Annotated in this window: 22 protein-coding genes and 1 pseudogene; 12 read left to right on the forward strand and 11 right to left on the reverse strand. The window is 71.4% G+C overall.

Annotated elements, in window-relative coordinates; genetic code table 11:
• Window positions 1–105 precede the first annotated feature (105 nt).
• Window positions 106–990, forward strand: a complete 885-nt coding sequence (locus ACWEMY_RS09695) for an RNA polymerase sigma-70 factor (protein WP_452389646.1) — start codon at window positions 106–108, stop codon at window positions 988–990.
• A gap of 40 nt (window positions 991–1,030) precedes the next feature.
• Window positions 1,031–1,654 (forward strand): alpha-ketoglutarate-dependent dioxygenase AlkB, encoded by a 624-nt coding sequence (locus ACWEMY_RS09700; RefSeq protein WP_452389647.1) that lies wholly within the window; start codon window positions 1,031–1,033, stop codon window positions 1,652–1,654.
• Between the two features lie 2 nt (window positions 1,655–1,656).
• Here the strand turns inward: ACWEMY_RS09700 and ACWEMY_RS09705 are convergent, their stop codons facing one another.
• On the reverse strand, window positions 1,657–2,229 hold the full coding sequence (locus tag ACWEMY_RS09705; RefSeq protein WP_375928759.1) for a TetR/AcrR family transcriptional regulator: 573 nt from the start codon (window positions 2,227–2,229) through the stop codon (window positions 1,657–1,659).
• 105 nt (window positions 2,230–2,334) lie between these two features.
• On the opposite strand from ACWEMY_RS09705, the gene ACWEMY_RS09710 reads away from it, so the two are divergent.
• From ACWEMY_RS09710 to ACWEMY_RS09725, 4 genes are all read left to right on the forward strand, one after another.
• The gene (locus ACWEMY_RS09710) at window positions 2,335–3,300 is read left to right on the forward strand and encodes a quinone oxidoreductase family protein (protein WP_452389648.1); all 966 of its coding nucleotides are present in this window, start codon (window positions 2,335–2,337) and stop codon (window positions 3,298–3,300) included.
• A gap of 87 nt (window positions 3,301–3,387) precedes the next feature.
• The gene (locus ACWEMY_RS09715) at window positions 3,388–4,578 is read left to right on the forward strand and encodes a serpin family protein (protein ID WP_452389649.1); all 1,191 of its coding nucleotides are present in this window, start codon (window positions 3,388–3,390) and stop codon (window positions 4,576–4,578) included.
• 111 nt (window positions 4,579–4,689) lie between these two features.
• Window positions 4,690–7,968 carry an NERD domain-containing protein gene (locus ACWEMY_RS09720; RefSeq protein WP_452389650.1) on the forward strand — a complete coding sequence of 1,093 codons (3,279 nt, stop codon included), beginning with the start codon at window positions 4,690–4,692 and terminating at the stop codon, window positions 7,966–7,968.
• A gap of 180 nt (window positions 7,969–8,148) precedes the next feature.
• Entirely contained in the window at window positions 8,149–8,778 is a 630-nt protein-coding gene (locus tag ACWEMY_RS09725; protein ID WP_452389651.1) for a hypothetical protein, read from the forward strand.
• A 58-nt stretch (window positions 8,779–8,836) separates the two neighbouring features.
• Here the strand turns inward: ACWEMY_RS09725 and ACWEMY_RS09730 are convergent, their stop codons facing one another.
• From ACWEMY_RS09730 to ACWEMY_RS09745, 4 genes are read right to left on the reverse strand one after another with little or no spacing between them, the layout of a single operon-like run.
• Window positions 8,837–9,103: a YciI family protein gene (locus ACWEMY_RS09730; RefSeq protein ID WP_452389652.1), complete on the reverse strand. Its 267-nt coding sequence runs from the start codon at window positions 9,101–9,103 to the stop codon at window positions 8,837–8,839.
• A gap of 2 nt (window positions 9,104–9,105) precedes the next feature.
• Window positions 9,106–9,615 carry a transcription antitermination factor NusB gene (nusB, locus tag ACWEMY_RS09735; protein ID WP_452389653.1) on the reverse strand — a complete coding sequence of 170 codons (510 nt, stop codon included), beginning with the start codon at window positions 9,613–9,615 and terminating at the stop codon, window positions 9,106–9,108.
• 2 nt (window positions 9,616–9,617) lie between these two features.
• Entirely contained in the window at window positions 9,618–10,181 is a 564-nt protein-coding gene (efp, locus tag ACWEMY_RS09740) for an elongation factor P (protein WP_375928774.1), read from the reverse strand.
• A gap of 50 nt (window positions 10,182–10,231) precedes the next feature.
• Window positions 10,232–11,353 (reverse strand): aminopeptidase P family protein, encoded by a 1,122-nt coding sequence (locus ACWEMY_RS09745; RefSeq protein WP_375928776.1) that lies wholly within the window; start codon window positions 11,351–11,353, stop codon window positions 10,232–10,234.
• A 172-nt stretch (window positions 11,354–11,525) separates the two neighbouring features.
• Between ACWEMY_RS09745 and ACWEMY_RS09750 the strand changes: the two genes are divergently transcribed.
• The 4 genes and pseudogenes from ACWEMY_RS09750 (at window position 11,526) to aroB (ending at window position 15,653) form a co-directional block, all read left to right on the forward strand.
• Window positions 11,526–11,999, forward strand: coding sequence for a prepilin peptidase (locus ACWEMY_RS09750; RefSeq protein ID WP_452389654.1), 474 nt, complete (start codon window positions 11,526–11,528; stop codon window positions 11,997–11,999).
• Between the two features lie 188 nt (window positions 12,000–12,187).
• Window positions 12,188–13,396, forward strand: coding sequence for a chorismate synthase (gene aroC / locus ACWEMY_RS09755; protein ID WP_452389668.1), 1,209 nt, complete (start codon window positions 12,188–12,190; stop codon window positions 13,394–13,396).
• 107 nt (window positions 13,397–13,503) lie between these two features.
• Window positions 13,504–13,986 (forward strand): annotated as a pseudogene (locus tag ACWEMY_RS09760) (shikimate kinase); the annotation flags it as partial.
• A gap of 551 nt (window positions 13,987–14,537) precedes the next feature.
• Entirely contained in the window at window positions 14,538–15,653 is a 1,116-nt protein-coding gene (aroB, locus tag ACWEMY_RS09765; RefSeq protein WP_452389655.1) for a 3-dehydroquinate synthase, read from the forward strand.
• Between the two features lie 133 nt (window positions 15,654–15,786).
• Here aroB and ACWEMY_RS09770 read toward each other — a convergent pair whose 3' ends face one another.
• The 6 genes from ACWEMY_RS09770 to ACWEMY_RS09795 form a co-directional block, all read right to left on the reverse strand.
• Entirely contained in the window at window positions 15,787–16,236 is a 450-nt protein-coding gene (locus tag ACWEMY_RS09770; protein WP_452389656.1) for a B-4DMT family transporter, read from the reverse strand.
• A 36-nt stretch (window positions 16,237–16,272) separates the two neighbouring features.
• Entirely contained in the window at window positions 16,273–17,100 is an 828-nt protein-coding gene (locus tag ACWEMY_RS09775; protein WP_452389657.1) for a shikimate dehydrogenase, read from the reverse strand.
• Complete coding sequence (gene mltG / locus ACWEMY_RS09780) at window positions 17,093–18,670, reverse strand: endolytic transglycosylase MltG (RefSeq protein WP_375928785.1); 1,578 nt, start codon at window positions 18,668–18,670, stop codon at window positions 17,093–17,095. The genes ACWEMY_RS09775 and mltG overlap by 8 nt, the downstream gene beginning before the upstream one ends.
• Window positions 18,667–19,215: a Holliday junction resolvase RuvX gene (ruvX, locus tag ACWEMY_RS09785; protein WP_452389658.1), complete on the reverse strand. Its 549-nt coding sequence runs from the start codon at window positions 19,213–19,215 to the stop codon at window positions 18,667–18,669. The genes mltG and ruvX overlap by 4 nt, the downstream gene beginning before the upstream one ends.
• The gene (gene alaS / locus ACWEMY_RS09790) at window positions 19,215–21,881 is read right to left on the reverse strand and encodes an alanine--tRNA ligase (protein WP_452389659.1); all 2,667 of its coding nucleotides are present in this window, start codon (window positions 21,879–21,881) and stop codon (window positions 19,215–19,217) included. Before alaS ends, ruvX begins: the two co-directional genes overlap by 1 nt.
• A 75-nt stretch (window positions 21,882–21,956) precedes the next feature.
• Window positions 21,957–23,240 (reverse strand): replication-associated recombination protein A, encoded by a 1,284-nt coding sequence (locus tag ACWEMY_RS09795; protein WP_452389669.1) that lies wholly within the window; start codon window positions 23,238–23,240, stop codon window positions 21,957–21,959.
• A 205-nt stretch (window positions 23,241–23,445) separates the two neighbouring features.
• On the opposite strand from ACWEMY_RS09795, the gene ACWEMY_RS09800 reads away from it, so the two are divergent.
• A complete protein-coding gene (locus ACWEMY_RS09800) occupies window positions 23,446–25,110 on the forward strand; it encodes an alkaline phosphatase D family protein (RefSeq protein WP_452389660.1) in 1,665 nt (554 codons plus the stop codon).
• 116 nt (window positions 25,111–25,226) lie between these two features.
• Window positions 25,227–25,574, forward strand: a complete 348-nt coding sequence (locus ACWEMY_RS09805) for a YciI family protein (protein WP_375928793.1) — start codon at window positions 25,227–25,229, stop codon at window positions 25,572–25,574.

The following is a 25,574-nucleotide window of genomic DNA, read 5'->3' on the forward strand; positions in this document are numbered from 1 at the left end:
GTGACAGATCGTGGGCGTGACGTGTATCACCGGAATCAGCTGTCACAGAACCCCGGGTGGCGGCGTCTGGTGGACGACCACTCGCGCGACAGACAGGAAGACCTCATGAGCACGGACCCGGCCACCGAGGCGTTCGTCGCCCACCGCAACCTGCTCTTCACCGTCGCCTACGAGATGCTCGGTTCCGCCGCCGACGCCGAGGACGTGCTGCAGGAGACCTGGCTGCGCTGGGTCGACGTCGACCACGCGACCGTGCGGGACGCGCGCGCCTACCTGGTGCGCATCACCACCCGCCAGTCGCTGACCCGGCTGCGCACCCTGGGCCGGCGCAAGGAGACCTACGTCGGGCCATGGCTGCCGGAACCGCTGTTGACCACGCCCGATATCGCCGAGGACGTGGCGCTGGCCGACAGCGTCTCGATGGCCATGCTGCTGGTTCTGGAGACCCTCGCGCCGGTCGAGCGCGCCGTGTTCGTGCTGCGCGAGGTGTTCGATCTGGGCTACGACGAGATCGCCGAGGCCGTCGGTAGATCCCAGGACGCGGTCCGCCAGATCGCGCATCGCGCGCGGGCACACGTCGCCGCCCGCAGACCGCGCGGCCCGGTGAGCACCACCGAGAGCCGCGAGGCCGTCGAGGCGTTCGGACGCGCGGTGCGGACCGGTGACCTGCAGGGGCTGCTCGATCTGCTCGCGCCGGATGTCGTGTTGCTCGCCGACGGCGGCGGGGTGGTCAAGGCGGTGGTGCGGCCGGTGGTCGGCGCGGATCGGGTGGCGCGGCTGCTGTCGCGGGGCATCCCGCGGATCCCGGGGACCGTCACCACCGAGTTCGTGCAGGTCAACGGCGGGCCTGCCGTCCTGGTCCGCGTCGACGGCGTGCTCGACATCGTCGCCGCGCTGCGCCTGGACGACGGTGCGATCACCGGCCTCTACCTCGTGCGCAATCCGGACAAACTCGCCCATCTCGACGACGCCGTCACCGTCGCCCGCTGAGCATCCGAACATATGTTCGAACACGCGCTAGACTGTCCCCATGTCGCTGCCCCTGCAAGGTTCACTGTTCGACGGTGACGCGGTGGCGCTGGGTCCGATCGAGGCGATCCGGCGCACCCCGCTCGACGCCACCGCCTGGGTCGACGTGCTGCCCGGCTGGCTCGGCGGCGCGAGCACGCTGTTCGAGCGACTGGCCGAGCGGGTGCCGTGGCATGCCGAACGCAGGCCGATGTACGACCGGGTCGTCGACGTCCCCCGGCTCGTCTCGTTCTACGGCGAGCACGATCCCCTGCCCGACCGCATCCTGGTGGCCGCGCGCAGCGCGCTGAGCACCCACTACGCCTCGGAGCTGGGCGAGCCGTTCCGCACCGCGGGCCTGTGCTTCTACCGCGACGGCCGCGACAGCGTGGCCTGGCACGGCGACACCATCGGGCGCGGCGCCACCACCGACACCATGGTGGCGATCGTGTCGGTCGGCGCCGCGCGCTCATTGCTGCTGCGTCCGCGCGGCGGCGGTGCCAGCGTGCGTTTCACCGCCGGACACGGCGATCTGCTGGTGATGGATGGCGCGTGTCAGCGCACCTGGGAGCACGCAGTCCCCAAGACCACACGCCCGGTGGGTCCGCGCATCAGTATCCAGTTCCGGCCGCGCGACGTGCGCTGAGCTCAGCCGGTCCGCAGTACCGAGGCGACCAGGTCGCGCACGCCCGCACGCAGGCGGTCGGCCTCCCCCGCCCTGGCCAGCCGCTGACCGGCCTCCCCGCCGACGGCCGACAGCAGCAGCGCGCCGACGACCTCCGCGTCGACATCCGGGCGCACCGCACGCAGCAGCGTGGCGATGTGTTCGGCCCAGAAGGCGTGGAACTCGGCGCTGCGCGGGTGGGGCGGCATGGCCTGATAGGCGGCGATCAACTCCACGTCGTCGGTGAACAACCGGGTGATCGCGTCGAAGAACGCGAGCAGCCGCTCGTCCGCGGGCGCGCCGGGCCCCAGTGGCGGCGGCCCCTCGGTGACCGCGCTCATCAGGGCGATCGCGCCTTCCGCGACGAGTTCGTAGAGCAGGCCGGAGCGGCTGCCGAACCGGTGGAAGATCGTGCCCTTGCCGACGCCCGCGGCGGCGGCGACGCGATCCATCGTCACTCCGGCGGCACCGTGTTCGGCCAGCAGTGCCGCGGTGGCGTCGAGGATCGCGCGCCGGTTGCGCGCGGCATCGGCACGTTCGGTGGGTCGCCCGGTCATCGCACCCGCTTTCCCGGCAGCCGCCGATCCGTTGACAAGTTGACCGCCGGTCCATATCGTCGTCGTGACAATATCTGGACCGGCAGTCAACTTATGGAGTTCTCGATGCAGGCAATCGTAATGACCGAGACCGGCGGACCCGAGGTCCTGGTCGCCAGGGAGGCCGACCGGCCGCGTCCCGGCGCGGGGCAGGTGCTCGTGCGCGCCGAGGCGATTCCGGTGCTGTTCCCCGAGACCAAGGTGCGCTCGGGCGCGTTCCCCTTCCCCGCGCCGCTGCCCGCGGTGTTCGGATTCCAGGCGGCGGGCGTCGTCGTAGAACTCGGCGACGGTGTCGATCCGTCCCTGGGCGGGGCTCGCGTGGTGGCCTCGACCAGCGGTTTCGGTGCCTACGCCGAATATGTCGCCGTCGAGGCCGATGCGGTGACCGTCATCCCGGACGGCCTGAGCACCGAGCAGGCGGCCGCCGCCCTCATGCCGGGCTCGGTGACGCTGGCGCTGCTGGACGCGGCCCGGGTGGGCCCCGGCGAGACCGTCCTCGTCGAGGCGGCCGCGACCGGCATCGGCAGCTACCTCACCCGGCTCTGCGCTGCCGCGGGCGCGCGGGTGATCGGCACGGCGGGCGGCCCGGAGAAGGCCCGTCTCGCACGCGAACACGGCGCACACGCGGTGATCGATCACTCCGCTCCCGACTGGACCGACCAGCTCACCGCGTCGCTCGCGGGCGGCACGATCGACGTCGTCTTCGATTCCCTCGGTGGCGATTCGCTGACCCCGCTGCTCGACGTGATCACTCCGCTGCGCGGCCGCATCCTCAGCTACGGCTGGCTCACCGGCGCACCCGCCCAGCTCACCGCGACCGACCTGATCCTGCGCGGCCTGACCCTCACCGGCTGCGCCGGGACCGCCTGGCTCGACGAGGTCGCCGCCCAGCGGCCTGCCGCGCTGGCCGCTGTCGCCGACGGGAGCCTGGTTCCGGTCGTGGACACCGTGTTCCCGCTGACCGAGGCCGCCGAAGCGCACCGCAGGCTGGAAGATCGCCTCGCACTGGGGGCGGTGCTGTTGCGGCCCTGACGTCCGCACCCGATCCGGCCCCGCGCGGGCCGGGCCGGGCAGGCCACGACAGGCCGGATGTCGGTGGCTGGCCGTAGGATCCGGGGCATGGGGAGTCCATTGATGCCGCACGTCCGGTCGGCCAATCGGTTGACGGCGCGATGGTGCGCGAGGTTCGGGGGCGACGACACGGTGGTGTCGGCGGCGGGGGTCTGGCCGTTGCTCGCCATCCTGGCCGGATGCGCGCAGGGGCGGGCGCGCACGGAACTGGCCGAGGCAGCGGATGTTCCGGCCGAATACGCCCACGCGGCCGGGCTGGAGTTACTGAAGACGCTCGATGCGTCGCAGGAGGTCACCACCGCGATCGGCGCGTGGGTGCGGCCGCGGCTGACCCTGCGCGAGGAGTGGGTGCGCGGCATGCCCGCGGGCACCGTGGGCGCGCTGGATGACCCGGCACGGCTGGACGCGTGGGCGCGGGAGCACACCGACGGGTTGATCACGAAGTTCCCGGTGCCCATCACCGAAGACACGGTGTTCGCCCTGGCCACCGCGTTGCTGGCGCGGACCCGATGGGTCGTTCCGTTTCTCGACGTGCCGTTCACGCCGGAAACCGGTCCGTGGCAAGGACATCGCGGCCCCGGGCTGTTCCGCGGGAGCCGCCCGGACGGATCGGTGTCGATCCTCGACGACACGGTCACGCGCGTGGTGATCCGCGGGCGCGGCGAGCTGGATGTGCACCTGCTGATCGGCGACGAGAGCCCGGACCGCGCGATCGCGGCCGGTCTCGCGGCGCTGGACGGCGAGGTCGCGGTGCGCACCGAACTCGTCCCGGGTATCGTCGCGCCCTGTCTCACCGTGCAGCGACGTGAATCCTTCGGCGGCGACGCCGTCTGTCTCACGCTCCCGCCTTTCGAGGTACGGGCGAAGCACGACTTGTTCGAGCAGGCGGCACTGTTCGGCCTCACGGCCGCGCAGGACGCGTCCCAGGGTCATTTCCCGGGTCTCGCGGTGCAGCCGGTCGCACTCGACGCGGCCGCCCAGGAGGTGGTCGCGCGGTTCGATGCCGCCGGGTTCGAGGCGGCGGCCGTCAGCGCGGTGGCGATGGCGCCGGGCGGTGTTCCGCGGCAGGAGATGTCGACCATCACCTCGGTGGAGATCGATCGCCCGTTCGGTTTCCTGGCGGTGGACCGTCCGAGCGGGCTGGTGCTGGTCGCGGGCCAGGTCACGCGGCCGCCGCGGGAGTGGACGAGCCCGGCCGGAATCGACGGTCCCGGCGGAATGCCGGATGTGATGGGGTGAGTCCGGTAATTGTTCTTGTCGATCACGTTGTTCAGCAACAGGATTCGGTTTCGACACGGCTAGCGGAGGTCGTATCCTGGTAGGAGTCCGCACAAGGTTGCACAGGGGGTCGTGGTGATCGTCGTCGTCGCGGACGAAACCGAACTCGAAGGCGCAGAGCAGATCGTCGGCACGGCGATCCGTGACTGGGTGTCCGAGGCCGGTGGGGTCGCTGTCTTCCGCTGCCATGTGGCCGAGAGCCGGGGCGGGTCCGTCGAGGTCGACGCGCTGGTGTGCACGCCGCAGGGTGTCACCGTCGTGGAGGTGAAGGGATTCACCGAACGCCAGGCGGGCATTCTGGCGACCCCGCCGAACGGGCCGTGGACCATCGACGACGAACCGGCCGCGCTGTATCACGCCACGCGCGTCCCGAATCCGTTCGTGCAGGTGCGCCGCCAGGTCTTCGCGGTCAAGAACCTGCTGCAGCAGGCGGGCATCTTCGGCTGGGTGAACGCGGTGATCGCGCTGGTCCCGCAGCCCGGCTCGGCCATCACCCTCGAGGAGACCCGCATCGCCGACGGCTACCGCGCCGTCCTGGTCGACCGCGACGATCCCACTCCCCTGCACGACTACTTCCACGCCGAGACCGGCCGCACGGTCCGGCTCAGCGTCCACGATGTCGCCCGCGTGTTCACCGCGCTGAACCTGCACCATCTGCTGCCCGCACCCGACGCCCTGACAGGCCAGGGGTTCCCCACCGATCTCGACGCCACGACCACCAGCCGCCCGGTCACCCCGCCCCCGGTCGAACTCCCCGAACCCCCCGCCGAGCCCGTTCGCGAGCCGAGCGGCCCACCACCCATGACCTCGCGGATCGGCCAGTCGGCGACTCCGGCCTTCCTCGCCGCGATCGACCGTCTCGCCCACCGGCCACAGCGTGCGGATGCGGAGGCCGTGCAGCCGTCTGCGCGCGAGGCGAATCCGCGCGACCGAGGTCGGGAACGTGAGGAGTCTGCTGACGCGCCGGATCGCCCGGAATACGCCGCCGTGGGCGCGAAGCGTGAGGAGACGACCGTCGAGGACGACACCGCGAGCGCTGAGAAGTCCACCGCCGGGACCGCGATAGGCAGCAGTGGGACCCGCGAATCCAGCTCTGCTGTGGCAGTTTCCGGCGATGACAGCGATACGACTCCGATTCGCAGCGCGTCGTCGGGGGGCGGGGCGTCGTCCGCGTCATCCGGGGCCGAGGCACCACCGGCGCCGTCCAGGGCCGAGGGTTCATCCGCGTCCTCCAGGGCGGAAGCCCCACCCACTTCATCTGAGGCCGTAGCGCCTCCCGCGTCGTCGAGGGCCGAGGCACCACCCGCGCCATCCGAGACCGATGAGTCATCCACGTCATCGAGGGCGGAGGCACCACCACCGTCGTCTGCGGCCGAGGGATCATCCGCGCCGTCCAGGGCCGAGGCACCACCCACGTCAACCGGGACCGAGGCACCACCGGCGCCGTCCGAGGCCGAGGGGTCACCCGCGTCATCCACGGTGGAGGCCGCACCCGCGTCATCTGAGACCGAGGCACCACCCGCGATGTCCAGGGCCGAGGTGCCACCCGCGACCTCCGAGACCGACGGGCCATCCGCGTCTTCGAGGGCGGAGGCACCACCCGCCTCAGCTGGGACCGAGGCGCTGCCCGCGCCGTCCAGGGCCGAGGTGCCACCCGCGGCGACCCCCGAGACCGACGAGTCATCCACGTCATCGAGAGCGGAGGCACCCCCCGCGTCAGCTGGGGCCAAGGCGGTGCCCGCGCCGTCCAGGGGCGAGGTGGCACCGGCGCCGATCGGGGCCGAGGGGTCATCCACGTCAACCGGGGCCGAGGCACCACCCGCGCCCTCGGAGACCGACGGGCCAATCACGGCATCCGAGGCCGAGGCACCACCCACGTCAGCGGCGACGACGCCTCCCACGTCATCCGGGGCGGAGGCGTCACCAATGGCGCTGGGGGCGGACAGCGGTGAGGGTTCCTCGCCCGTTCGTCCGGCCGTGGGTTCGCCGATGGCTGCGTCGGCGGGTGCGGTTTCGCTGGTCAAATCCGCGAGCCTGGGAGACGAGCGGGCCGCGAACGTGTCGGCAGCTGCCGGCGAGCGATTGCCGGATACCGACGACGCGGAGGGGCGGGACGACTCGGCGAACGACCGGTTCGAGAACCGGTCGGCGGGTGTCGGCGAGCAGTTCGCCGATGCCGATGGCTCGTCGCCCGGTGAGGACGAGGCGGACGGCCGGTTCGCGGACAGGTCGTTGAGGCCGGGCGAGCAATTCTCCGAGTCCCGTGGCGGAGACCGCTGGGACGACGATGATGACTGGGACGGGTACGAGGACGATGATGGGCCGCGGTCCGGCTCGTGGCGCGGGGACGATGAGGCGCCACGATCTGGCTCATGGCACCAGGGCGACGATGAGACGCCACGGTCCGACTCATGGCACCCGGACGACGATGCGCCGCAGTCCGACTCATGGCACCAGGGCGACGATGCGCCACGGTCCGGCGACGCTGCGGCGAGCTCGCGGAGTGCGGGGATCGGGCCGGCGGCCGGATTCGCCGCGGTCGGGGCGGGGGCGGCGGCGGCGGCCGCGGGTACCGCGCGGCGGCGGGAGTCCTCGGAATACTCTGCGCCGCAAGGGAACACCGAGCACTGGAGCGACTGGGTCGAGCGGGACCACTCGGCCCGGCAGTCGGCCTCGCAGGCGCGCCGCCCGGTGGGTGGTTCGTGGCTCGAGCGGTGGCGTAACCGCCCGGTTCGGGAGCGGCGGCAGTCGGCGCTGCGCCGGGTGCGGATCGGGCCCGGGGTGGCGCTGGTGCTGTTCATCGCGCTGTTCGGGGCGGGATTCTTCGCGATCACGGCCGTGCAGGCGAGCCGGTTCGTGATGTCGGACTACGACCGGATGTGCGGCGAGAACCGCACGCCGTTCCCGAACGCGGCGGAGTACGACCGGGACGGGCCGAGCCCGATCTATCTCTCCGGCGATCTCGGCAGCATGGTCACCCGTGACGACGCACGTGCCTGGCGGCCGACCGATCCGGGCACGGCGCAGCTCATCGCCTGCATGAAGCAGCTCGAGCTGCGCGAACTCGTGCAGACCTGCCAGTACGCACCGGAGCCGGGCGAGCCGATCGGCCGCACCGTCAACCTGTTCCGGGCCAGCTACGAGGTGGTGGTCTACGAGCTGCGGACGGGTCGGGAGGTGGCCAGGGCCATCATGTTCGGCGACCGCTACTCCGCCGATCCGGCGAACACCGACCCGGACCGCTGCCGCGCCGCCGCCGATGCCCCCGACTTCCTCGGACGGCGCCTCGGCCAACCCTCGGCCGCCCAGGTCACCGGTTTCCTCACCCCGGTCGTCCACCCCGACCGCTGACCCGCCTTGACCTCGAGTCCACTCGAGGTTGCAGGATCACCGTGTGCCTCGCGCACATCCCGACACCGCGCCACCCGGCGCCGGTCGCGCCTCCGCCGGGCCACGTACACCCACCGGCGGAGGCCGTCGGGAACACGCCCACCCGGCCGAGTTACCTTGCGGCTCTGGCAAGCTGGCCGGGTGGAACCACCGAATGGACCGCAGAACTCACCGGGACAGACCGCCGAGCCATGGCGGCCACCCGCCGGTCGACGCAAACGACCCGGCCACCGCGAGCAGCAGGCCCGCAATGCTCGCTTCTTCGGCGGACGCCGGAAATGGGTGTGGATCGGGGTGCTCGCCGCCGTTGCCGTCGCCGTGAGCACGTTCGCCGTCGTCGGTTTCGCGCAATCGGACTTCCGCAAGGTCGCCACCGGGGACTGCGGGTTCTTCGCCCAGCCGCCCGGCGGCCGCGATACATTCGAACGTCGCCCCTGTGACCATCCCGAGGCAGTCCTGATCGTGACACAGGCGCCGAGCAAGCAGAAGTGCGCGGTCGGCGACGGCGCCTTCGGTAAGTCCGGTCGGCGCAAGAGCTGGTGCCTGCAACTCAATGTCGCTGTCGGGGAATGCGTCAACGATCCGAAGAACCAGAACGCCTGGCTGAATCGCCTGCGCAAAGTGCCCTGCACAGCGGGAACGTTCATGGTCGACACCCGGGTCGCGGCCAATGATCCGCAGGTCTGCGCGGCGTCGTCGAAGAAGTTCGCGGTGACCGAGGCGGTCGTCCACGCGCGGCCTCCGGTCTCGTACTGCCTGCACCAGATCTGAGGCCGAGACGGCGACAGCCGCAGATCCCGGAAGATCTACGGCTGTCGGAGAACGAGGATCACGCCGAGGCGGTGATCTCCCATTCGTAGATCGTCAGCTCCGAGGCACCGGTGGTGTGCACCGGATCGGTGTGCGCGATCGCCGTTGCGGCATCGAGGCTTTCGGCCAGGATGACGTAGGCGCCGCCGCTGCCGTCGGTGAACTTGCCGCTCTCCTGGAGCTGCCCCTTGGCGATCAGCTCCTGCAGGAACACGCGGTGCGGTTCGATCACAGAGGCGTCGAAGTGCGGCGTGCGCATGACCATCACCAGGTACTTGTTCGCCACGGTCAGTCCTCGGATTCCGGACGCGGAGCCCGGGTGGCGGCCGCGGCGGCCCGCACCTGCGGCGCGACCTGCACGACCTGACCGAGCACACCGTTCACGAACGACGGCGAGTCGTCGGTGGACAGTTCCTTGGCCAGCTCCACGGCCTCGTCGACCGCCACGACCGGCGGCACATCGGTGGCGTGGAACAGCTCCCAGACCGCGATGCGCAGGATCGCCCGGTCGACGGCGGGCAGCCGCGACAGCGTCCAGTCCTGCAGGTACGACTCGATGGTGCCGTCGACGCGATCGAGATCGTCGGCGACGCCCTCCACCAGGGTGCCGGTGTAGGCGTGGACCGGGGCGACGCTCTGATCGCTGGTCGCGAGCTCGGCGCGTTCGGCGAGCAGATCGGAGACGTCGACGTCACGCGCCTCAGCCTCGAACAGCAGGTCGACGGCCCGGCGGCGTGCCTTGTGGCGCGCGCCGAGCTTCTTGTACGAGCCCTTCTTGTCTGCCGGGGAGTCCGCCACGATCAGGCGTTGACGCGGCCGAGGTAGCTGCCGTCGCGCGAGTCGATCTTCAGCTTGTCACCGGTGTTGATGAACAGCGGGACCTGGACCTCGGCGCCGGTCTCCAGGGTGGCGGGCTTGGTGCCACCGGTGGAGCGGTCACCCTGCAGGCCGATGTCGGTGTGCTGCACGACCAGCTCGATGGTGACGGGGAGCTCCACGAACAGCGGCGCGTCCTCGTGCACGGCGACCTGCACGCCCATGTTCTCCAGCAGGAAGCGGGCACCGTCGCCGATGGTGGCCTCCGCGATGGAGATCTGGTCGAAGGTGTCACCGTCCATGAAGATGTAGTCGGTGCCGTCGTGGTACAGGTAGGTCATGTCGCGACGGTCGACGGTCGCGGTCTCGACCTTGACGCCGGCGTTGAAGGTCTTGTCGACGACCTTGCCGGACACGACGTTCTTCAGCTTGGTCCGCACGAAGGCGGGGCCTTTGCCCGGCTTCACGTGCTGGAATTCGACGATCTGCTGGAGCTGACCGTCGATCTTCAGCACAAGGCCGTTCTTGAAGTCGCTGGTGTCCGCCACTGTCCTCGGATCTCCTCGTTCGTTTACTGCGGGTCTGGGTGCGACCGGCGTCAGTCGACGACGGTCAGGTCCTTGGTGGTGAGGGTGAGCAGTTCCGGGCCCCCTTCACGCACCACGAGCGTGTCCTCGATCCGGACCCCGCCGCGGCCGGGAAGGTACACACCAGGTTCGACGGTCACCGCCACGCCAGCAAGAAGTGTACCGGTACTGGTTTTGGCCACTCCCGGCGCTTCGTGGATCTGCAACCCGACCCCGTGCCCGAGACCGTGCACGAACTGGGGGCCGTACCCGGCGTCGTGGATGACGACCCGGGCCGCGGCGTCCACCTCACGGGTCTCGGCCCCCGGTTTCAGCGCCTCGCGACCGGCCCGCTGGGACCGGGCGACCAGGTCGTAGATCTCGCGCTGCCAGTCCGCGGGCTCGCCGAGCACCAGGGTGCGGGTCATGTCGGAGTGGTAGCCGTCGACCACCGCACCGAAGTCGAACTTCACGAAATCGCCCGCGGCCAGCACGGCACCGGTGGGCCGGTGGTGCGGAATGGCGGAGTTGGCGCCCGCGGCGACGATCGTCTCGAACGAGATGGCCTCGGCTCCGTGGTCGAACATGGCCCACTCGAGGTCGCGGGCGACCTGGCGTTCGGTGCGGCCGGGCCGGATCAGGCCCCGGTCGAGCAGGGTGGCCAGGGCCGCGTCGGCGGCCGCGCAGGCCGCGCGCAGCTGGGTGATCTCGTAGTCGTCCTTGACCATGCGCAGCTGTTCGACCAGGCCCGAGGTCGGCACGAGTTGCAGCCCGGTGCGCTGCTCCTGGAAGGACTTGTGCTCGTCGACGGTGACGATGTGACTCTCGAATCCCATCCGGCCCAGCTGCCATTCCCCGGCCAGTTCGAGGATGCGCCGGGCCGTCGCGCGGGCGATCTCGGCGCGCAGATCGGGCACCTGGGCGGCCACCTGCGCGGAATAGCGGCCGTCGGTGCCGATCACGGTGTGGTCCTCGGCACCGCGCATGTCCCACGAGTGCACCAGCAGGACGGCGTTGGATCCGGTGAAGCCGGTGAGATAGCGGATGTTGACCAGATCGGTCACCAGCAGCGCGTCGACGCCGTTCTCCACCAGCAGGCTCCGCAGGGCGCCACGCCGTGCCGCGTGGTCGGGACCCGGGTTGTCAGCACACATGGGACAACGCTACCGCCCCGCTCGCGACACGTCGGCACCGAATGCGGGACTCGTCGCGGCGCAGCGCGGGCGGCCATGCAACTGGAGATCGGCCTGTTCACAACCGACGACTTTGTCCACAATCGGCGGGGAGGGGCTCGATCGGGCGCGTTCGGGCCCGCACGATCGAACCATGACCACTGCCGCGTATTGCCTGCTCGTCGCCTGGTGCTTGCTGCTGGGTGTCATCGATGTCCACGCCCGCCGGTTGCCCAACGCGCTGACCGGCCTCGGCGCCGCCGCCGTCTTCCTCTATGCCGGATGCACCGGCCAGCTCGCCACCGCGGTGATCGGCGCCGCACTGCTGACCATGCCGTACCTGGTCGTCCATCTGGTATCCCCCGCCACGCTCGGCGCGGGCGATGTGAAGCTGGCGGTGGCGCTGGGTGGCGCCGCGGCGCTGGCCGGGTCACCCGCCTGGGCCTGGGCCGCGGTCGCCGCACCGGTGCTCACCGGCCTCGCCGCGGCCGCGATGCTGGGCAGTCGATGGGTCAGGACGCGGGTGCGACACGCCGTCGACCGCACGCGCGCGATCGGCCACCGGGAACTGGTGCCCCACGGGCCTGCCATGTGCCTGGCCACCGTGTCGGCGATGGCGCTGACGTGATCGCCGACACGGCGTACGGCGCCGATCGGGGGCCGGATCGGGTCGCTGCGAGGATGCCCGGGACCGGTCCGCCGCAGCACAGCCGTGGCGCCGGGCGGCATCGCGCGGCCCGGCCCGGCGCGGACGTGCCGCTCGTCACGTCGGACCACGTCACCACCTACGCGTGTCGACGTGGGAAGATGGTCGGCGTGTTGCGCTGGATAACTGCCGGAGAATCCCATGGTCCCGCTCTCGTCGCCCTCCTGGAAGGGATGGTCGCCGGAGTCGAGGTGACGTCGGAGGATGTCTCCGCTCAGCTCGCGCGCCGCAGGCTCGGCTACGGGCGCGGCGCCCGCATGAAGTTCGAGGCCGACAAGGTCACCCTGATCGGTGGTGTGCGCCACGGCCGCACCATGGGTGGCCCGGTCGCCATCGAGGTCGCCAACTCCGAGTGGCCCAAGTGGACCGAGGTGATGTCGCCCGACCCGGTCGACGAAGCCGAACTCGCCGGGATGGCGCGCAACGCGCCGCTGACCCGGCCGCGTCCCGGGCACGCCGACTACTCCGGCATGCTCAAGTACGGCTTCGACGACGCCCGTCCGGTGCTCGAGCGCGCCAGTGCGCGTGAGACCGCGGCGCGCGTGGCCGCGGGCACCGTGGCCCGTAACTTCCTGCGCCAGGCCTTCGGTGTGGAGGTCATCTCGCACGTGGTGTCGATCGGCACCGCCGCCGACACCAGCGGTGTCATCCCGGGTGCGGGCGATCTCGACGCCATCGACGCCAGCCCGGTGCGCGCGTTCGACGCCGAGGCCGAGGCGGCCATGATCGCCGAGATCGAGGCCGCGAAGAAGGACGGCGACACCCTCGGTGGCGTCGTGGAGGTCATCGTTTCCGGCCTGCCCATCGGGCTCGGTTCGTTCATCAGCGGCGAACAGCGGCTGGACTCGCGCCTGGCGGCCGCCCTCATGGGCATCCAGGCGATCAAGGGTGTCGAGGTGGGCGACGGTTTCGAGACCGCGCGCCGCCGCGGCAGCCAGGCCCACGACGAGATGCGTCCCGGCCCCGACGGCGTGCTGCGCTCGACCAACCGCGCGGGCGGTCTGGAAGGCGGCATGACCAACGGTGAGGCGCTGCGCGTGCGCGCGGCGATGAAGCCGATCTCGACGGTGCCGCGCGCGCTGTCGACCGTGGACATGTCCAGCGGCGAGGAAGCCGTCGCCATCCACCAGCGCTCGGATGTGTGCGCGGTGCCCGCGGCCGGTGTGGTCGCGGAGTCGATGGTGGCGCTGGTCGTGGCACAGGCCGCGCTGGAGAAGTTCGGTGGCGATTCGCTGGCCGAGACCGTCGACAACATCACCAGTTACGTCAAGCGGATCGGCAACCGCCCGCACGTGCCCGCGGACAGCCGTACGTCGTGACCGGGCTGGGGCAGCAGGGGGCCGCGGAGAACGACGCGGGCCCCACGTCTGTCGAGCCCGAGCCGGCTCCCCCCGCCGAGGCGGAGAGTACGCCGCGCGCGCGGGTCGTGCTGGTCGGTCCGCCCGGATCGGGGAAGTCCACGATCGGGCGCAAGCTGGCCAGGGAACTGGGTGTCGAGCTCTACGACACCGATGCCGGGATCGAGGCCGACACCGGCCGCAGCATTCCGGAGATCTTCGCCACCGACGGCGAACCGGAGTTCCGGCGGATCGAGGAACAGGTCGTGCGCCGCGCCGTGCTCGAACACGAGGGCGTGGTCTCGCTCGGTGGTGGCTCGGTGCTCTCCGAGCGCACCCGTGCGGTGCTGCGCGGGGCCACCGTGGTGTACCTTGAGATCAGTATCGGCGAGGGGCTGCGGCGGACCGGGTCGAGCAATGCCCGGCCGCTGCTCAACGGCGCCGACCCGGCCGCGAAATACCGTGAGCTGATGAACATCCGGCGGCCGATCTACCGCGAGGTGGCCACGGTGCGCGTACGCACCGACGGACGCAGCCCGGGCCGGGTGGTGCGGATGATCCTGGCCAAGCTCGGCCTGGAATCGGTGCGCACCGACCTCGATGCCGAGCGCAAGGCCGCCAACGCCACTCCCCCGGCGAGTTCGACGAGCAGGCCGGGAATCGGCAGCAACCGGTCCAGGGCGCGGCGGCGGGCCAGGGCACGGGCCGCGGCCGCGCGGCGCGCGGAGCAGCCGGGCACCGCCGATCCGATCGGTTCCGCCGACACCGGCCGGAACCGTTCGGCCGCACCACGATCCGAATCCGAGACCGGCACCGCGGGCCGGTCCGGCGCGGGCGAGCGCACCGCAGGCACCCGCCGGTCCCGGCGGACCAGATCACGCCGTGGCGGCGCGCGTATCCGGACGGCCGCGGCCAACCGCGACGCCGCCGCGCGCACCGCCACGGGCGAGCGCGGCACCCCGAACGAGACCGGAACCCGTACCGGCACAACGGAATCCACGGGCACGCGGGCCGGGTCGGGACAGCCCGGCACCCCCGAGCGCGCGGATCGCGCCCGGCGCGGCACACCGCGGCGCCGCGGCAGACGCACCACCAACGACCAGAAAGAATCGGAGCAGCGCACGTGACAGAGCCGACCACCATCCAGGTCCGCACCGCCGACCCGTACCCGGTGATCATCGGTCGCGGACTGCTCGGCGACCTCGTCGAGGCCGTCACCGCAGGCAATGCCGTGCGGACCGTGGCGATCTTCCATCAGCCGCCGCTGGCCGAGACCGCCGAGGCGGTGCGCACGGCGCTGGCCGAGACCGGTGTCGACGCGCACCGCATCGAGATCCCCGACGCCGAGGACGGTAAGGACCTGGCCGTGGCCGGGTTCTGCTGGGAGGTGCTCGGCCGGATCGGGCTGACCCGCAACGACGCCGTCGTGAGCCTGGGCGGCGGCGCGGCCACCGACCTGGCCGGCTTCGTGGCCGCCACCTGGATGCGCGGCGTGCGCATCGTGCACGTGCCGACCACGCTGCTGGCGATGGTCGACGCGGCGGTCGGCGGCAAGACCGGCATCAACACCGAGGCGGGCAAGAACCTCGTCGGCAGTTTCCACGAGCCCGGCGCCGTGCTGGTCGACCTGGTGACGCTGGAGACGGTGCCGCGCAACGAGATCGTCGCGGGCATGGCCGAGATCATCAAGGCCGGTTTCATCGCCGACCCGGTGATCCTGGACCTGATCGAAGCCGATCCCGAGGCCGCCCTCGACCCCACCGGCACGGTGCTGCCCGAACTGATCCGGCGCGCCATCCAGGTCAAGGCCGATGTGGTCGCCGCCGATCTCAAGGAATCGAGCCTGCGCGAGATCCTGAACTATGGCCACACCCTGGGCCACGCCGTGGAGCGCCGCGAGCGCTACCGCTGGCGCCACGGTGCCGCCGTGTCGGTCGGGCTGATGTTCGCGGCCGAACTGGGCAGGCTCGCGGGACGTCTCGACGACGCCACCGCCGACCGGCACCGCACCATCCTGGAGAGTGTCGGCCTGCCGGTGAGCTACGACGCCGACGCGCTGCCGCAGCTGATGGACGCGATGCAGACCGACAAGAAGACCCGCTCCGGTGTGCTGCGGTTCGTGGTGCTCGACGGCCTGGCCAAGCCCGGCCGCCTCGAGGGCCCGGACCCGAGCCTGCTGGCGGCCGCCTACTCGGCGATCGCCCGCGAGGACAAGCCGGGCGGCGCGATCCTGCTCTGAGCCGGGAACGCCCACCGCCACTCCCGGCGGTGGGCACCGGATTCGCCGACCACGACCGAGCCTCGCCCGAGACGGCGAACCGGGCCATGCGCGACTGGAAGCGGTGCCGCACCGCGAGCGAGTGGCGCAGCGATCAGGCGGTGGCGAGTTCCGGTTCGCCGGTGATCTCGGCGGTTTCGGCGGCGTCGCGGGCGCGTCGCGCGCGCACGCCCGCGACGGCGACGCCCACCATCGCGGGCAGGAAGATCAGCAGCATGATGAACGAGGCGGCCGAGGTGAGCTCGAACAGCACACCGCTGTCGCCGAGTTCCACGCGCGGGAGCTGATCCAGCGCCCAGCACACCGCGCTGCTGCTCAGCCCGGCACCGAATCCGGCGGCCAGCCAGCGCACCGTGAGGTCGGTCCCGCCGGAGCGCCTGTCGCGCAGGCCCCACACCACGGCCGTGCCGACGAGCACGACCAGGCAGGCCACCCGCCACAGCAGGCCGTAGGTCGGCAGCGTCGCCATCGCGAATCCCAGCAGGACCCGCAAGGCGACGACCAACGCGCCGAGACCGACGGCTCGTAACACCCAAGCGCTCATGGGCAACACCTTAGCGGGCCAAAACTAGAACCGGTATCAATTCTGGGTATCGGCGAGCTCGTCGAGGGCCGCCGCCATGGCCGCGCGCGGCGCGGGCTGCCCGGTGAACAGCTCGACCTGCCCGTACGCCTGGTTCAGCAGCATCTGCAAACCACTGACGACGGTGTGCCCGGCGGCGGCCACGGCCTCGGCCAGGGGGGTCGGCCAGGGGTTGTAGATCGCGTCGAGAACCACCGGCGCCCCGGCCACCGACTCCGCGACCGCGGCCGCCGCGCTCGACGGGATCGTGCTGACCACCGCGCCCGCCCGCGCGCAGACCGCGGCGAGCCCGGCGTCGTCGAAACCGATCGTCGACACCGCCATACCGAGACGCTCGGCGAGTTCCACCGCGCTACGCGCCCGCCCGGCGTCCCGGGCGATCACGGTCACCGACCGGGAACCCAGTTCCGACAGCGCCAGCAGGGCGGGCCGTGCGGTGCCACCGGCACCCAGCACCACGGCCTCCTCCAGCGTGCCGACCCCGCCGCCGCGCAGCGCGCCGAGCACCCCGTCCACATCGGTGCAGTCGGCCAGCCAGCCCGCCTCGGTGCGCACCAGGGTATTGGCCGAACCGACCAGCACGGCGCGGTCGGTGCGCACGTCGGCGTGGGCCAGGGCGGCTTCCTTGCCCGGCATGGTCACCGAGAGCCCGACCCATTCCGGGCCGAGCCCGTCGACCAGACCTGGCAGTTGCTCGGCCGTGCACTCGACGCGCTCGTAGCTCCAGTCCAGCCCGAGGGCCCGGTAGGCGGCCAGGTGCAGCTGGGGCGAGCGCGAGTGCGCGATGGGCTTACCGAGCACCGCCGCCTTGCGCGGCTCAGCCACCGTAGGGCCGGGAGCTGTCGAGGATGCCGCTGCGCTGGGCCTGGGTGACCAGGCGCAGGTGCTCGGAGTAGTCGTCGGTGAACAGCGTCGTGCCCTCCTTGTCGACGGTGACGAAGTACAGCCAGTTCCCCGGTTCCGGGTTCTCCATCGCCTCGAGCGCGCCCAGCGAGGGGGCCGCGATCGGGGTCATGGGCAGGCCGTGCATCGCGTAGGTGTTCCACGCGGTCTCGGTGGCGCGGTCGGCATTGGTGGTCGCGACCTCGGTGGTGTCGAGGGTGTAGTTCACCGTCGAGTCGAACTGCAGCATCTGGTCGACCTTCAACCGGTTCACGATCACCCGGGCGACCTTGCTCATGTCCTGCGGCTTGGCCTCCCGCTCCACCAGCGACGCGGCCACCAGGGTCTCGTACGGCTTCAGGCCCGTGGTGGCTCCCGACTGCAGCAGCCCGGTGGCCTCGTAGCGCTGCACGCTCGAGGACACCAGCTGACGCAGGATCTGCTCGGGGGTGCCGCTCGGGTCGAAGTCCCAGGTGCCCGCCGCGATCAGCCCTTCCAGCTGACGCGCCCGGTCCGGGCAGTCGCGCACGCCCTGCATCGCCCATTCCGGCACGCCGAGCTTGGCCAGGTCCAGGCTCGCGCCCGCGGCGTCGAGCTGCTCGTAGGTGACGCACTTCTGGTCGGCGCCATAGCAGCTGGCCTGCGCGATCTTGCGATAGATGCCGTCGTAGCGGCCCCCGGTACTCACATCGTGCTTGTCGTGCAGCAACCGGCCCTCGGAGACGATCACATTGCCGACGCGGGCCTTTCCACCCACCAGCGTGGCCACCGCGTCGGCGGCCGGGCTGTTCACCCCGATCGCGTAGAAGCCGGGCTGCACACTGTTCATGCCCGAGTTGCGCACGGCCGCTTGATAGAAGGCCTCGCGGCTGGCGACCACACCCTTGTCGTGCATGGCCGCGGCGATCTGTGTCGCGGTATCGCCCTGATGCACCTGGACGATGACCTGCGCGCCGGGCGGGCCCGCGAAATCGGCGGCCGGAGTGAGGCTGCCGATCAGTTTGTAGCCGGCGAAACCGGCCCCGGCCACCACGAGCACCATGAACACGCCCGTGATCAGCCACATGTTGCGGCGGCGGCGCTTGCGTTCGGCCGCCTTGCGCGAGGCGATCCGCGACCGTTTGCGGCCCGCGGCGGGCCGGGCGCGCTTGCCCTCGCGTTCGCCCTCGCGCGACTTCGCCCGAGCGCCGTCGCGGGCACCGTCACGCGGCTTCGGCCGCGCACCGTCGCGCCCACCCGCGCGCGGCGTGCGGGCGGGGGCGGCGCGCTCGCGCACCCGGCGCGGTGGGGCCACCGGTTCGGGTTCGGGCTCGGGCTCGTCGTAGGGCTCGTCCTCGTAGCGCGGGATGACGTCGGTGCCGTCCTCGTCGTCCCAGCCGGGCGGGCCCGACGGCGGCTCCTCCTCCGTGCGCGCGGTGCGGGCGTCCAGGCCCCAGTCGTCGCGCCGGGGGTAGCGCCGATCAGCTTCCCTTGCCCGGTAGCGTTCCTCGGCCCTGGCCCATCGGTCGGTCATGCATCATCTCCGACCGCATTCGTCGTCTCTGCGTCCTTCAACACCGAACTCCGCTCGTCCAACCATCCTTGCAGGATCGACACGGCTGCCGCCTGGTCGATCATCTGCCGCTGGCCACGTGCGCGAACTCCACTGTCGCGCAGCGCACGTGCAGCAGACACCGTAGTCAAACGTTCGTCGGAAAGGCGTATCGGAATCGGGTCGATCACCCGGCGCAACTGCTTGGCAAACCTGCGCGCGATCCCCGCCGCCGTGCCGTTCTCCCCGCGCAACGTGCGTGGCAGGCCGATGATCACCTCGACCGCTTCGTACTCCCGCACAATCTCGGCAATTCTCGCGATGTCGGCGGGTGGACCGCCCGCGCGGCCGGACTTGGCGCGCGGGACGGTCTCCACCGGCGTGGCGAGGATGCCGTCGGGATCGCTGGAGGCGACCCCGATGCGGACGCTGCCGACATCGATGGCGATGCGGCGGCCGCGGCCGGGGTCGGTCGCCGGATCCGGTCGATCAGCGGCGGTGTCGTCGGCTGAACCGGGGGTGGTCATCAGCCGGCGAGTTCGGCCACCCGTGCGCGGACCGCGGTCAGACCCGCGGGAATGCCGGCGGGATCGGAGCCGGAGCCCTGCGCCATCTCCGGCTTGCCGCCGCCGCGACCGGCGATGCTCGGGCCGAAGGCGCCGACCAGATCGCCCGCCTTGAAACCCAGGTCCTGGGCGGCCTTGTTGACGGTCACCACGAACGGCGCCTTGCCGTCGACGTCACCGAGCAGCACGACCACCGCCGGATCGCTGCCGAGGCGGCCGCGGATATCGGTGGCCAGCGTGCGCAGGTCGCCCGCCGCGACACCGGTGGGCGCGGCGGCGGCGACCAGGCGGACCGCGCCGACCCGCTCGGCCTGCTCGGCGAAGGTCCCCGCCGAGGACAGCACCGCGGCGATCTTGGTGCGCTCGAGTTCCTTCTCGGCCACCTTGAGCCGCTCCACGAGCTGCTCGACCCGGCCGGGCACCTCCTCGGAGGGCACCTTCAGCGAGGACGCGACACCGGCCAGCAGCGCGCGCTCCTTGGCCAGGTACTTGTAGGAGTCCAGACCGACGAAGGCCTCCACGCGGCGCACGCCCGAGCCGACCGAGGACTCACCGAGCACGGTGATCGGGCCGATCTGCGAGGAGTGCTCGACGTGGGTGCCACCGCACAGCTCCATCGAGAACGGGCCGCCGATCTCCACGACGCGCACCTCGTCGCCGTAGTTCTCGCCGAACAGCGCCATGGCGCCCATTTCCTTGGCCTTGGGCAGATCGGTGACGAAGGTGTTCACCGGGAAGTCGGCACCGACGGCGTCGTTGGAGACGGCCTCGATGTCGGCCTTCTGCTGCTCGCTCAGCGCGCCCTGCCAGTTGAAGTCGAAGCGCAGGTAGCCGGGCTTGTTCAGCGAACCGGCCTGCACGGCGTTGGGGCCGAGCACCTGACGCAGCGCGGCGTGCACCATGTGCGTGCCGGAGTGGCCCTGGGTGGCGCCGCGGCGCCAGGCCGGATCGGCCTGGGCGAGCACGACATCGCCCTCGGTGAGCTGGCCCTGCTCGACGGTGGCCTTGTGCACCCACAGCTTCTTGGCGATCTTCTGCACGTCGTTGACGCGCAGCTTCAGGCCGTTGGCGGTGATGGTGCCGCGGTCGGCGATCTGGCCGCCGGACTCGGCGTACATCGGGCTGCGGTCGAGGATGACCTCGACATCGGAACCCGCCTGCGCGACCGGGACCCGCACGCCGTCGGCGATCAGGGCCAGCACGTGCGCCTCGGAGGTGAGCTCGTCGAAGCCGGTGAACTCGGTGGCGCCGCGGTCGACCAGTTCCTTGTAGACGGTCAGGTCGGCGTGGGCGTGCTTGCGGGCCTGGGCGTCGTCCTTGGCGCGCTTGCGCTGCTCGGCCATGAGCGAGCGGAAGCTCTCCTCGTCCACCGAAAGGCCCGCCTCGGCGGCCATTTCGAGGGTGAGGTCGATCGGGAAGCCGTAGGTGTCGTGCAGCGCGAAGGCGTCCGAGCCCGCGATCTGCTTGCCGCCGTGGGACTTCACCGCGGTCGCGGCGTTGTCGAAGAGGGTCTCGCCGGTGTTGAGGGTCTTGCGGAAGGCGGTTTCCTCGCCGACCGCGACGGTCTCGATGCGGGCGAAGTCGGTGGCCAGCTCGGGGTAGGACGGCGACATCAGGTCGGAGACGACCTTCATCAGCTCGGCCATCACCGGCTGCTCGGCGCCGAGCAGGCGGGCCGAGCGCACGATGCGGCGCAGCAGGCGGCGCAGCACGTAGCCGCGGCCGTCGTTGCCGGGGTTCACGCCGTCGGCGATGAGCATGGCCGAGCTGCGGACGTGGTCGGCGATCACGCGGAAACGCACGTCGTCGGCGTGCTCGACGCCGTAGGAGCGGCCGGTGAGCTGCTCGGCCTTGTCGATGATCGGGCGCAGCAGGTCGGTCTCGTAGACGTTCTCCACGCCCTGCAGCAGCATGGCGACGCGTTCGACGCCCATGCCGGTGTCGATGTTCTTGCGCGGCAGCGAGCCGATCGGCGGATGACCCTGCTTGGGGCTCAGGTCACCGCGGATGTCCTGCATGAACACGAGATTCCAGATCTCGAGGTAGCGGTCCTCGTCGGCGACGGGGCCGCCTTCCTTGCCGTAGGCCGGGCCGCGGTCGTAGTAGATCTCCGAACAGGGACCACCGGGACCGGGGACGCCCATGTCCCAGTAGTTGTCCTTGCCGTCGCGGAACTGGATGCGCTCCTTCGGGATCCCGGCGACGCGATGCCAGATCTCGGCGGCCTCCGGGTCGGACTCGTAGGCGGTGACCCAGATGCGCTCGGGATCGAAACCGAAGCCGCCCTCCTCCTGGGACTTGGAGATCAGCTCCCAGGCCAGGGTGATGGCGCCTTCCTTGAAGTAGTCGCCGAAGGAGAAATTGCCCGCCATCTGGAAGAAGGTGTTGTGGCGGGTGGTCACGCCGACCTCGTCGATGTCGCCGGTGCGCACGCACTTCTGCACGCTGGTCGCGCGCGCGTACGGCGGCGCTTCCTGTCCCAGGAAATACGGCTTGAACTGGACCATGCCCGCGTTGACGAACAGCAGGTTCGGGTCGGCCAGGATCAGCGAGGCGCTGGGCACCTCGGTGTGTCCGGCGCGGACGAAATGGTCCAGGAAGCGTCGGCGAATCTCGTGGGTCTGCACAAATACCCAGCCTACCGGTGCGGCGCACGTGGTTTTTCATCGCCCGGGGTGGTCTGTCCCACTGGGCGTGCCGCCTCAGCGACCCCGCACGATACGGCGCAGCCGGGCCACCCGCGGACCGACCTCGCGTTCGTAGCCGTGGTCGGTGGGCTCGTAGTAGTCGGTGCCGACGAGTTCGTCGGGTGGGTACTGCTGGGTGACGACACCGTCGCGCGCGTCGTGCGGGAACCGGTAGCCCTGGGCGTTGCCGAGCCGGGCGGCGCCGGAGTAGTGCCCGTCGCGCAGATACGGCGGTACCGCGCCGGCTTTGCCCGCCGTGATATCGGCCATCGCCTTGCCGATCGCCGAGGTCACCGCCCCGGATTTCGGCGCGGTGGCCAGGTGGATGGTGGCCTGGGCCAGGGCGAGTTTGCACTCGGGCAGCCCGACCTGCTGGACCACCTGGGCGGCGGCCGTCGCGGTCTGCAGGGCCGTCGGATCGGCCATCCCGATGTCCTCGCTGGCGTGGATCATCAGGCGGCGAGCGATGAATCGCGGGTCCTCCCCCGCCGCCAGCATGCGGGCCAGGTAGTGCACGGCGGCGTCGACATCGGAGCCGCGGATGGATTTGATGAACGCGCTGATCACGTCGTAGTGCTGGTCGCCCGCGCGGTCGTAGCGCACGGCGGCCTTGTCGACGGCGGCCTCGACGAGTTCCAGGTCGACCGTGCCGTCGGCGGCCGATTCGGCGGAGGCCTCCAGCGCGGTCAGTGCGCGGCGGGCGTCGCCACCCGCTATCCGCACGAGGTGGTCGAAGGCCTCGTCGGTGACGGTGACCGACCCCGCCAGCCCCCGCTCGTCGGCCACGGCACGTTCCAGCACGGCCCGGATGTCGTCGGGGGTCAGCGATTGCAGTTGCAGGATGAGCGAGCGCGACAGCAGCGGGGCCACCACCGAGAACGACGGGTTCTCGGTGGTCGCGCCGACGAGCAGCACGATCCGGTTCTCCACCGCGGCCAGCAGCGCGTCCTGCTGGGTCTTGGAGAAGCGGTGGATCTCGTCGATGAACAGCACGGTCTGCTCGCCCGCCGTGAGCCGCCTGCGCGCCAGGTCGATCACCCCGCGCACCTCCTTGACTCCCGCCGAGAGGGCCGAGAGCGCCTCGAACCGGCGGCCGGTGGCCTGCGACAGCAGCGAGGCCAGGGTGGTCTTGCCGGTGCCGGGCGGGCCGTAGAGCAGCACCGAGGCCGCGCCCGAACCCTCCACCAGGCGACGCAGCGGTGAGCCGGGGCCGAGCAGGTGCTGCTGGCCGATCACTTCGTCGAGGGTGCGCGGGCGCATGCGGACGGCGAGCGGCGCGCCCGGATCGCGACGGATCATCGCGTCGGCGCCGGGCTCGGGCTCGGCGTGCGCGCCGGGCACGTCGAAAAGACTCTCGCTCACACCGAGCAGGGTACCGACGGGGTCGGACAGCTCCGCCGGACCGACCCGGCCGCGACGCGCGGACGACGCAGAAGTGGACAGTTGACCAATATTCGGTCCGCCGACTTGCGCCGGGGCGCCGGGTCGGCTGTGATCGCTGATCGTGGCCGACAACACATCTCCCGCCGTTTCCGCGCCGCACGGGCACTTCGCCCGGCGCACCCTGTTCACCGGCGGAACGGCCGTCGCGGCGGTCGCGGTCCTCGGCACCGCCCCGGCGCACGCGGCGGACACGGTGTTCCGCCACGGTGTCGCCTCCGGTGACCCACTGCCCGGCGCGGTCGTCTTGTGGACCCGGGTGACCGTCGCCGAGGACGCGACCCCCGGGTCCGGCCTCGGCGAGGCGACCGGGGTGCGCTGGGAGATCGCCACCGACGCCGAGTTCGGCAGCATCGCCGCCTCGGGCACCGTCACCGCGACGGCCGGGTCCGACCACACCGTCAAGGTCGACGCCACCGGCCTGAGCGCGGGTACCGACTACTTCTACCGTTTCACCGCCCTCGGCCGGACCTCGCCGGTCGGGCGCACCCGCACCGCGCCCGCCACCGACAGCGAGGTCGACCGGTTGCGGCTGGGCCTGGTCTCCTGCGCCAACTGGGAAGCGGGCTGGTTCGGCGCCTACCGGCACCTGGCCGCGCGCACCGACCTCGACGCGATCGTGCACCTGGGCGACTACATCTACGAGTACGCGCGCGGCGAGTACACCGGCCGCGACGGCGCGGTGCGCGGTCACGACCCGGTCCACGAGATCCTCACCCTGGCCGACTACCGCATCCGGCACGGCCAGTACAAGACCGATCCCGACCTGACCGCCCTGCACGCGCGGCTGCCGTTCATCTGCACCTGGGACGACCACGAGTCGGCCGACAACTCCTGGCGCGAGGGCTCGAACAACCACGACCCCGCCGTCGCCGGACCCTGGGCCGACCGCAAGGCCGCCTCCACCCGCGCCTACCTGGAGTGGATGCCGGTGCGCGAGACCCGCGCCGACGGGCAGGTACAGATCTACCGGCGGCTGCGTTTCGGCACCCTGGCCGAGCTGTCCATGCTGGATCTGCGCACCTACCGCGACGAGGAGGCCGGGCCGGGCGCGGGCTGGCGCGTCGCCGACGATCCGGCGCGCACCCTCACCGGCCGCACCCAGATGCAGTGGCTCACCGCGGGCCTGGTGTCCTCGCCGACCCGCTGGAAGCTGGTGGGCAACTCGGTGATGATCGCGCCGCTGGTCTTCCCGCCGCTGGAACCGGCCACCACCGCAGCCGTCACCGCCCTGCTCGGGCTGCCGCAGGGCGGGCTCACCGTCAACGGCGACCAGTGGGACGGCTACACCGCCGACCGCAACACCCTGTTCTCGGCCATCACCGGCAACCAGGTGAGCGACGTCGTGTTCCTCACCGGCGACATCCACACCTCCTGGGCCGCCGACCTGCCGGTGGACGCCGCGAACTATCCGGGCGGACCGACCGCGGGCACGGAGTTCGTCGTCCCGTCGGTGACCTCGTCCAGCGTCGGCGATCTGCTGAAGATGCCGCCGCGCACGGCCTCGGTGCCCGCCGAGCAGGCCATCCGGGCGGCCAATCACCACCTGCGCTACGTCGAACTGGACTCGCACGGTTTCGGCGTGCTGGAGGTGACGGCCGGGCAGACGCAGATGGACTGGTTCTACGTCCTCGATGTCACCGACCCGGGCAGCGGGGTGCGCCACGGCATGTCCTTCGCCGTCGCGGCCGGCGGACGTCTCGAACAGCGCGGTGCGCCGATCGCCTGACGCGCCCGCGCGGAGGAGAATTCTCGGCACCGGCTGTCGATCTCGGTGGTGGCTGCTCGTCGGTGGAGTAGAGCGGCCCGATCGGCGGGCCGCCGAGTCCACGAAGGAGCGTCATCATGAGCCAGTACCTGGTCCTGATCTACGGCGACGAAGCAGTGCACGCGGCCATGTCGCCGGACGAGCTCGGCGGCATGCTCGCCGAACACCGGGCCTTCCAGGAGATCGCGGGCGCCGCGAACCTGGGCGGCAACGCCTTGCAGCCGACCGCGACGGCCACCACGATCCGCCACGACGCCGACGGTACCGCCGTCATCACCGACGGCCCGTTCGCCGAGGCCAAGGAGGCCCTTGGCGGTTACTACCTGCTCGAGGCGCCCGATCTGGACGCGGCCATCGCGCTGGCGGCGCAGGTGCCCGCGACCGGTGGGGTGGAAGTGCGCCCGATCAAGGTCTTCCCGCGCTGA

The organism is Nocardia sp. NPDC004415 (assembly GCF_053602435.1).

Coding starts and splice junctions, on each gene's coding strand:
- ruvX (WP_452389658.1), bottom strand. CDS start 19,215: ATGACCACCCCCGGTTCAGCCGACGACACCGCCGCTGATCGACCGGAT.
- ACWEMY_RS09795 (WP_452389669.1), bottom strand. CDS start 23,240: ATGATCCGTCGCGATCCGGGCGCGCCGCTCGCCGTCCGCATGCGCCCG.
- ACWEMY_RS09710 (WP_452389648.1), top strand. CDS start 2,335: ATGCAGGCAATCGTAATGACCGAGACCGGCGGACCCGAGGTCCTGGTC.
- mltG (WP_375928785.1), bottom strand. CDS start 18,670: ATGACCGACCGATGGGCCAGGGCCGAGGAACGCTACCGGGCAAGGGAA.
- ACWEMY_RS09695 (WP_452389646.1), top strand. CDS start 106: ATGAGCACGGACCCGGCCACCGAGGCGTTCGTCGCCCACCGCAACCTG.
- ACWEMY_RS09805 (WP_375928793.1), top strand. CDS start 25,227: ATGAGCCAGTACCTGGTCCTGATCTACGGCGACGAAGCAGTGCACGCG.
- ACWEMY_RS09700 (WP_452389647.1), top strand. CDS start 1,031: ATGTCGCTGCCCCTGCAAGGTTCACTGTTCGACGGTGACGCGGTGGCG.
- ACWEMY_RS09750 (WP_452389654.1), top strand. CDS start 11,526: ATGACCACTGCCGCGTATTGCCTGCTCGTCGCCTGGTGCTTGCTGCTG.
- ACWEMY_RS09705 (WP_375928759.1), bottom strand. CDS start 2,229: ATGACCGGGCGACCCACCGAACGTGCCGATGCCGCGCGCAACCGGCGC.
- ACWEMY_RS09715 (WP_452389649.1), top strand. CDS start 3,388: ATGGGGAGTCCATTGATGCCGCACGTCCGGTCGGCCAATCGGTTGACG.
- ACWEMY_RS09770 (WP_452389656.1), bottom strand. CDS start 16,236: ATGAGCGCTTGGGTGTTACGAGCCGTCGGTCTCGGCGCGTTGGTCGTC.
- ACWEMY_RS09745 (WP_375928776.1), bottom strand. CDS start 11,353: ATGTGTGCTGACAACCCGGGTCCCGACCACGCGGCACGGCGTGGCGCC.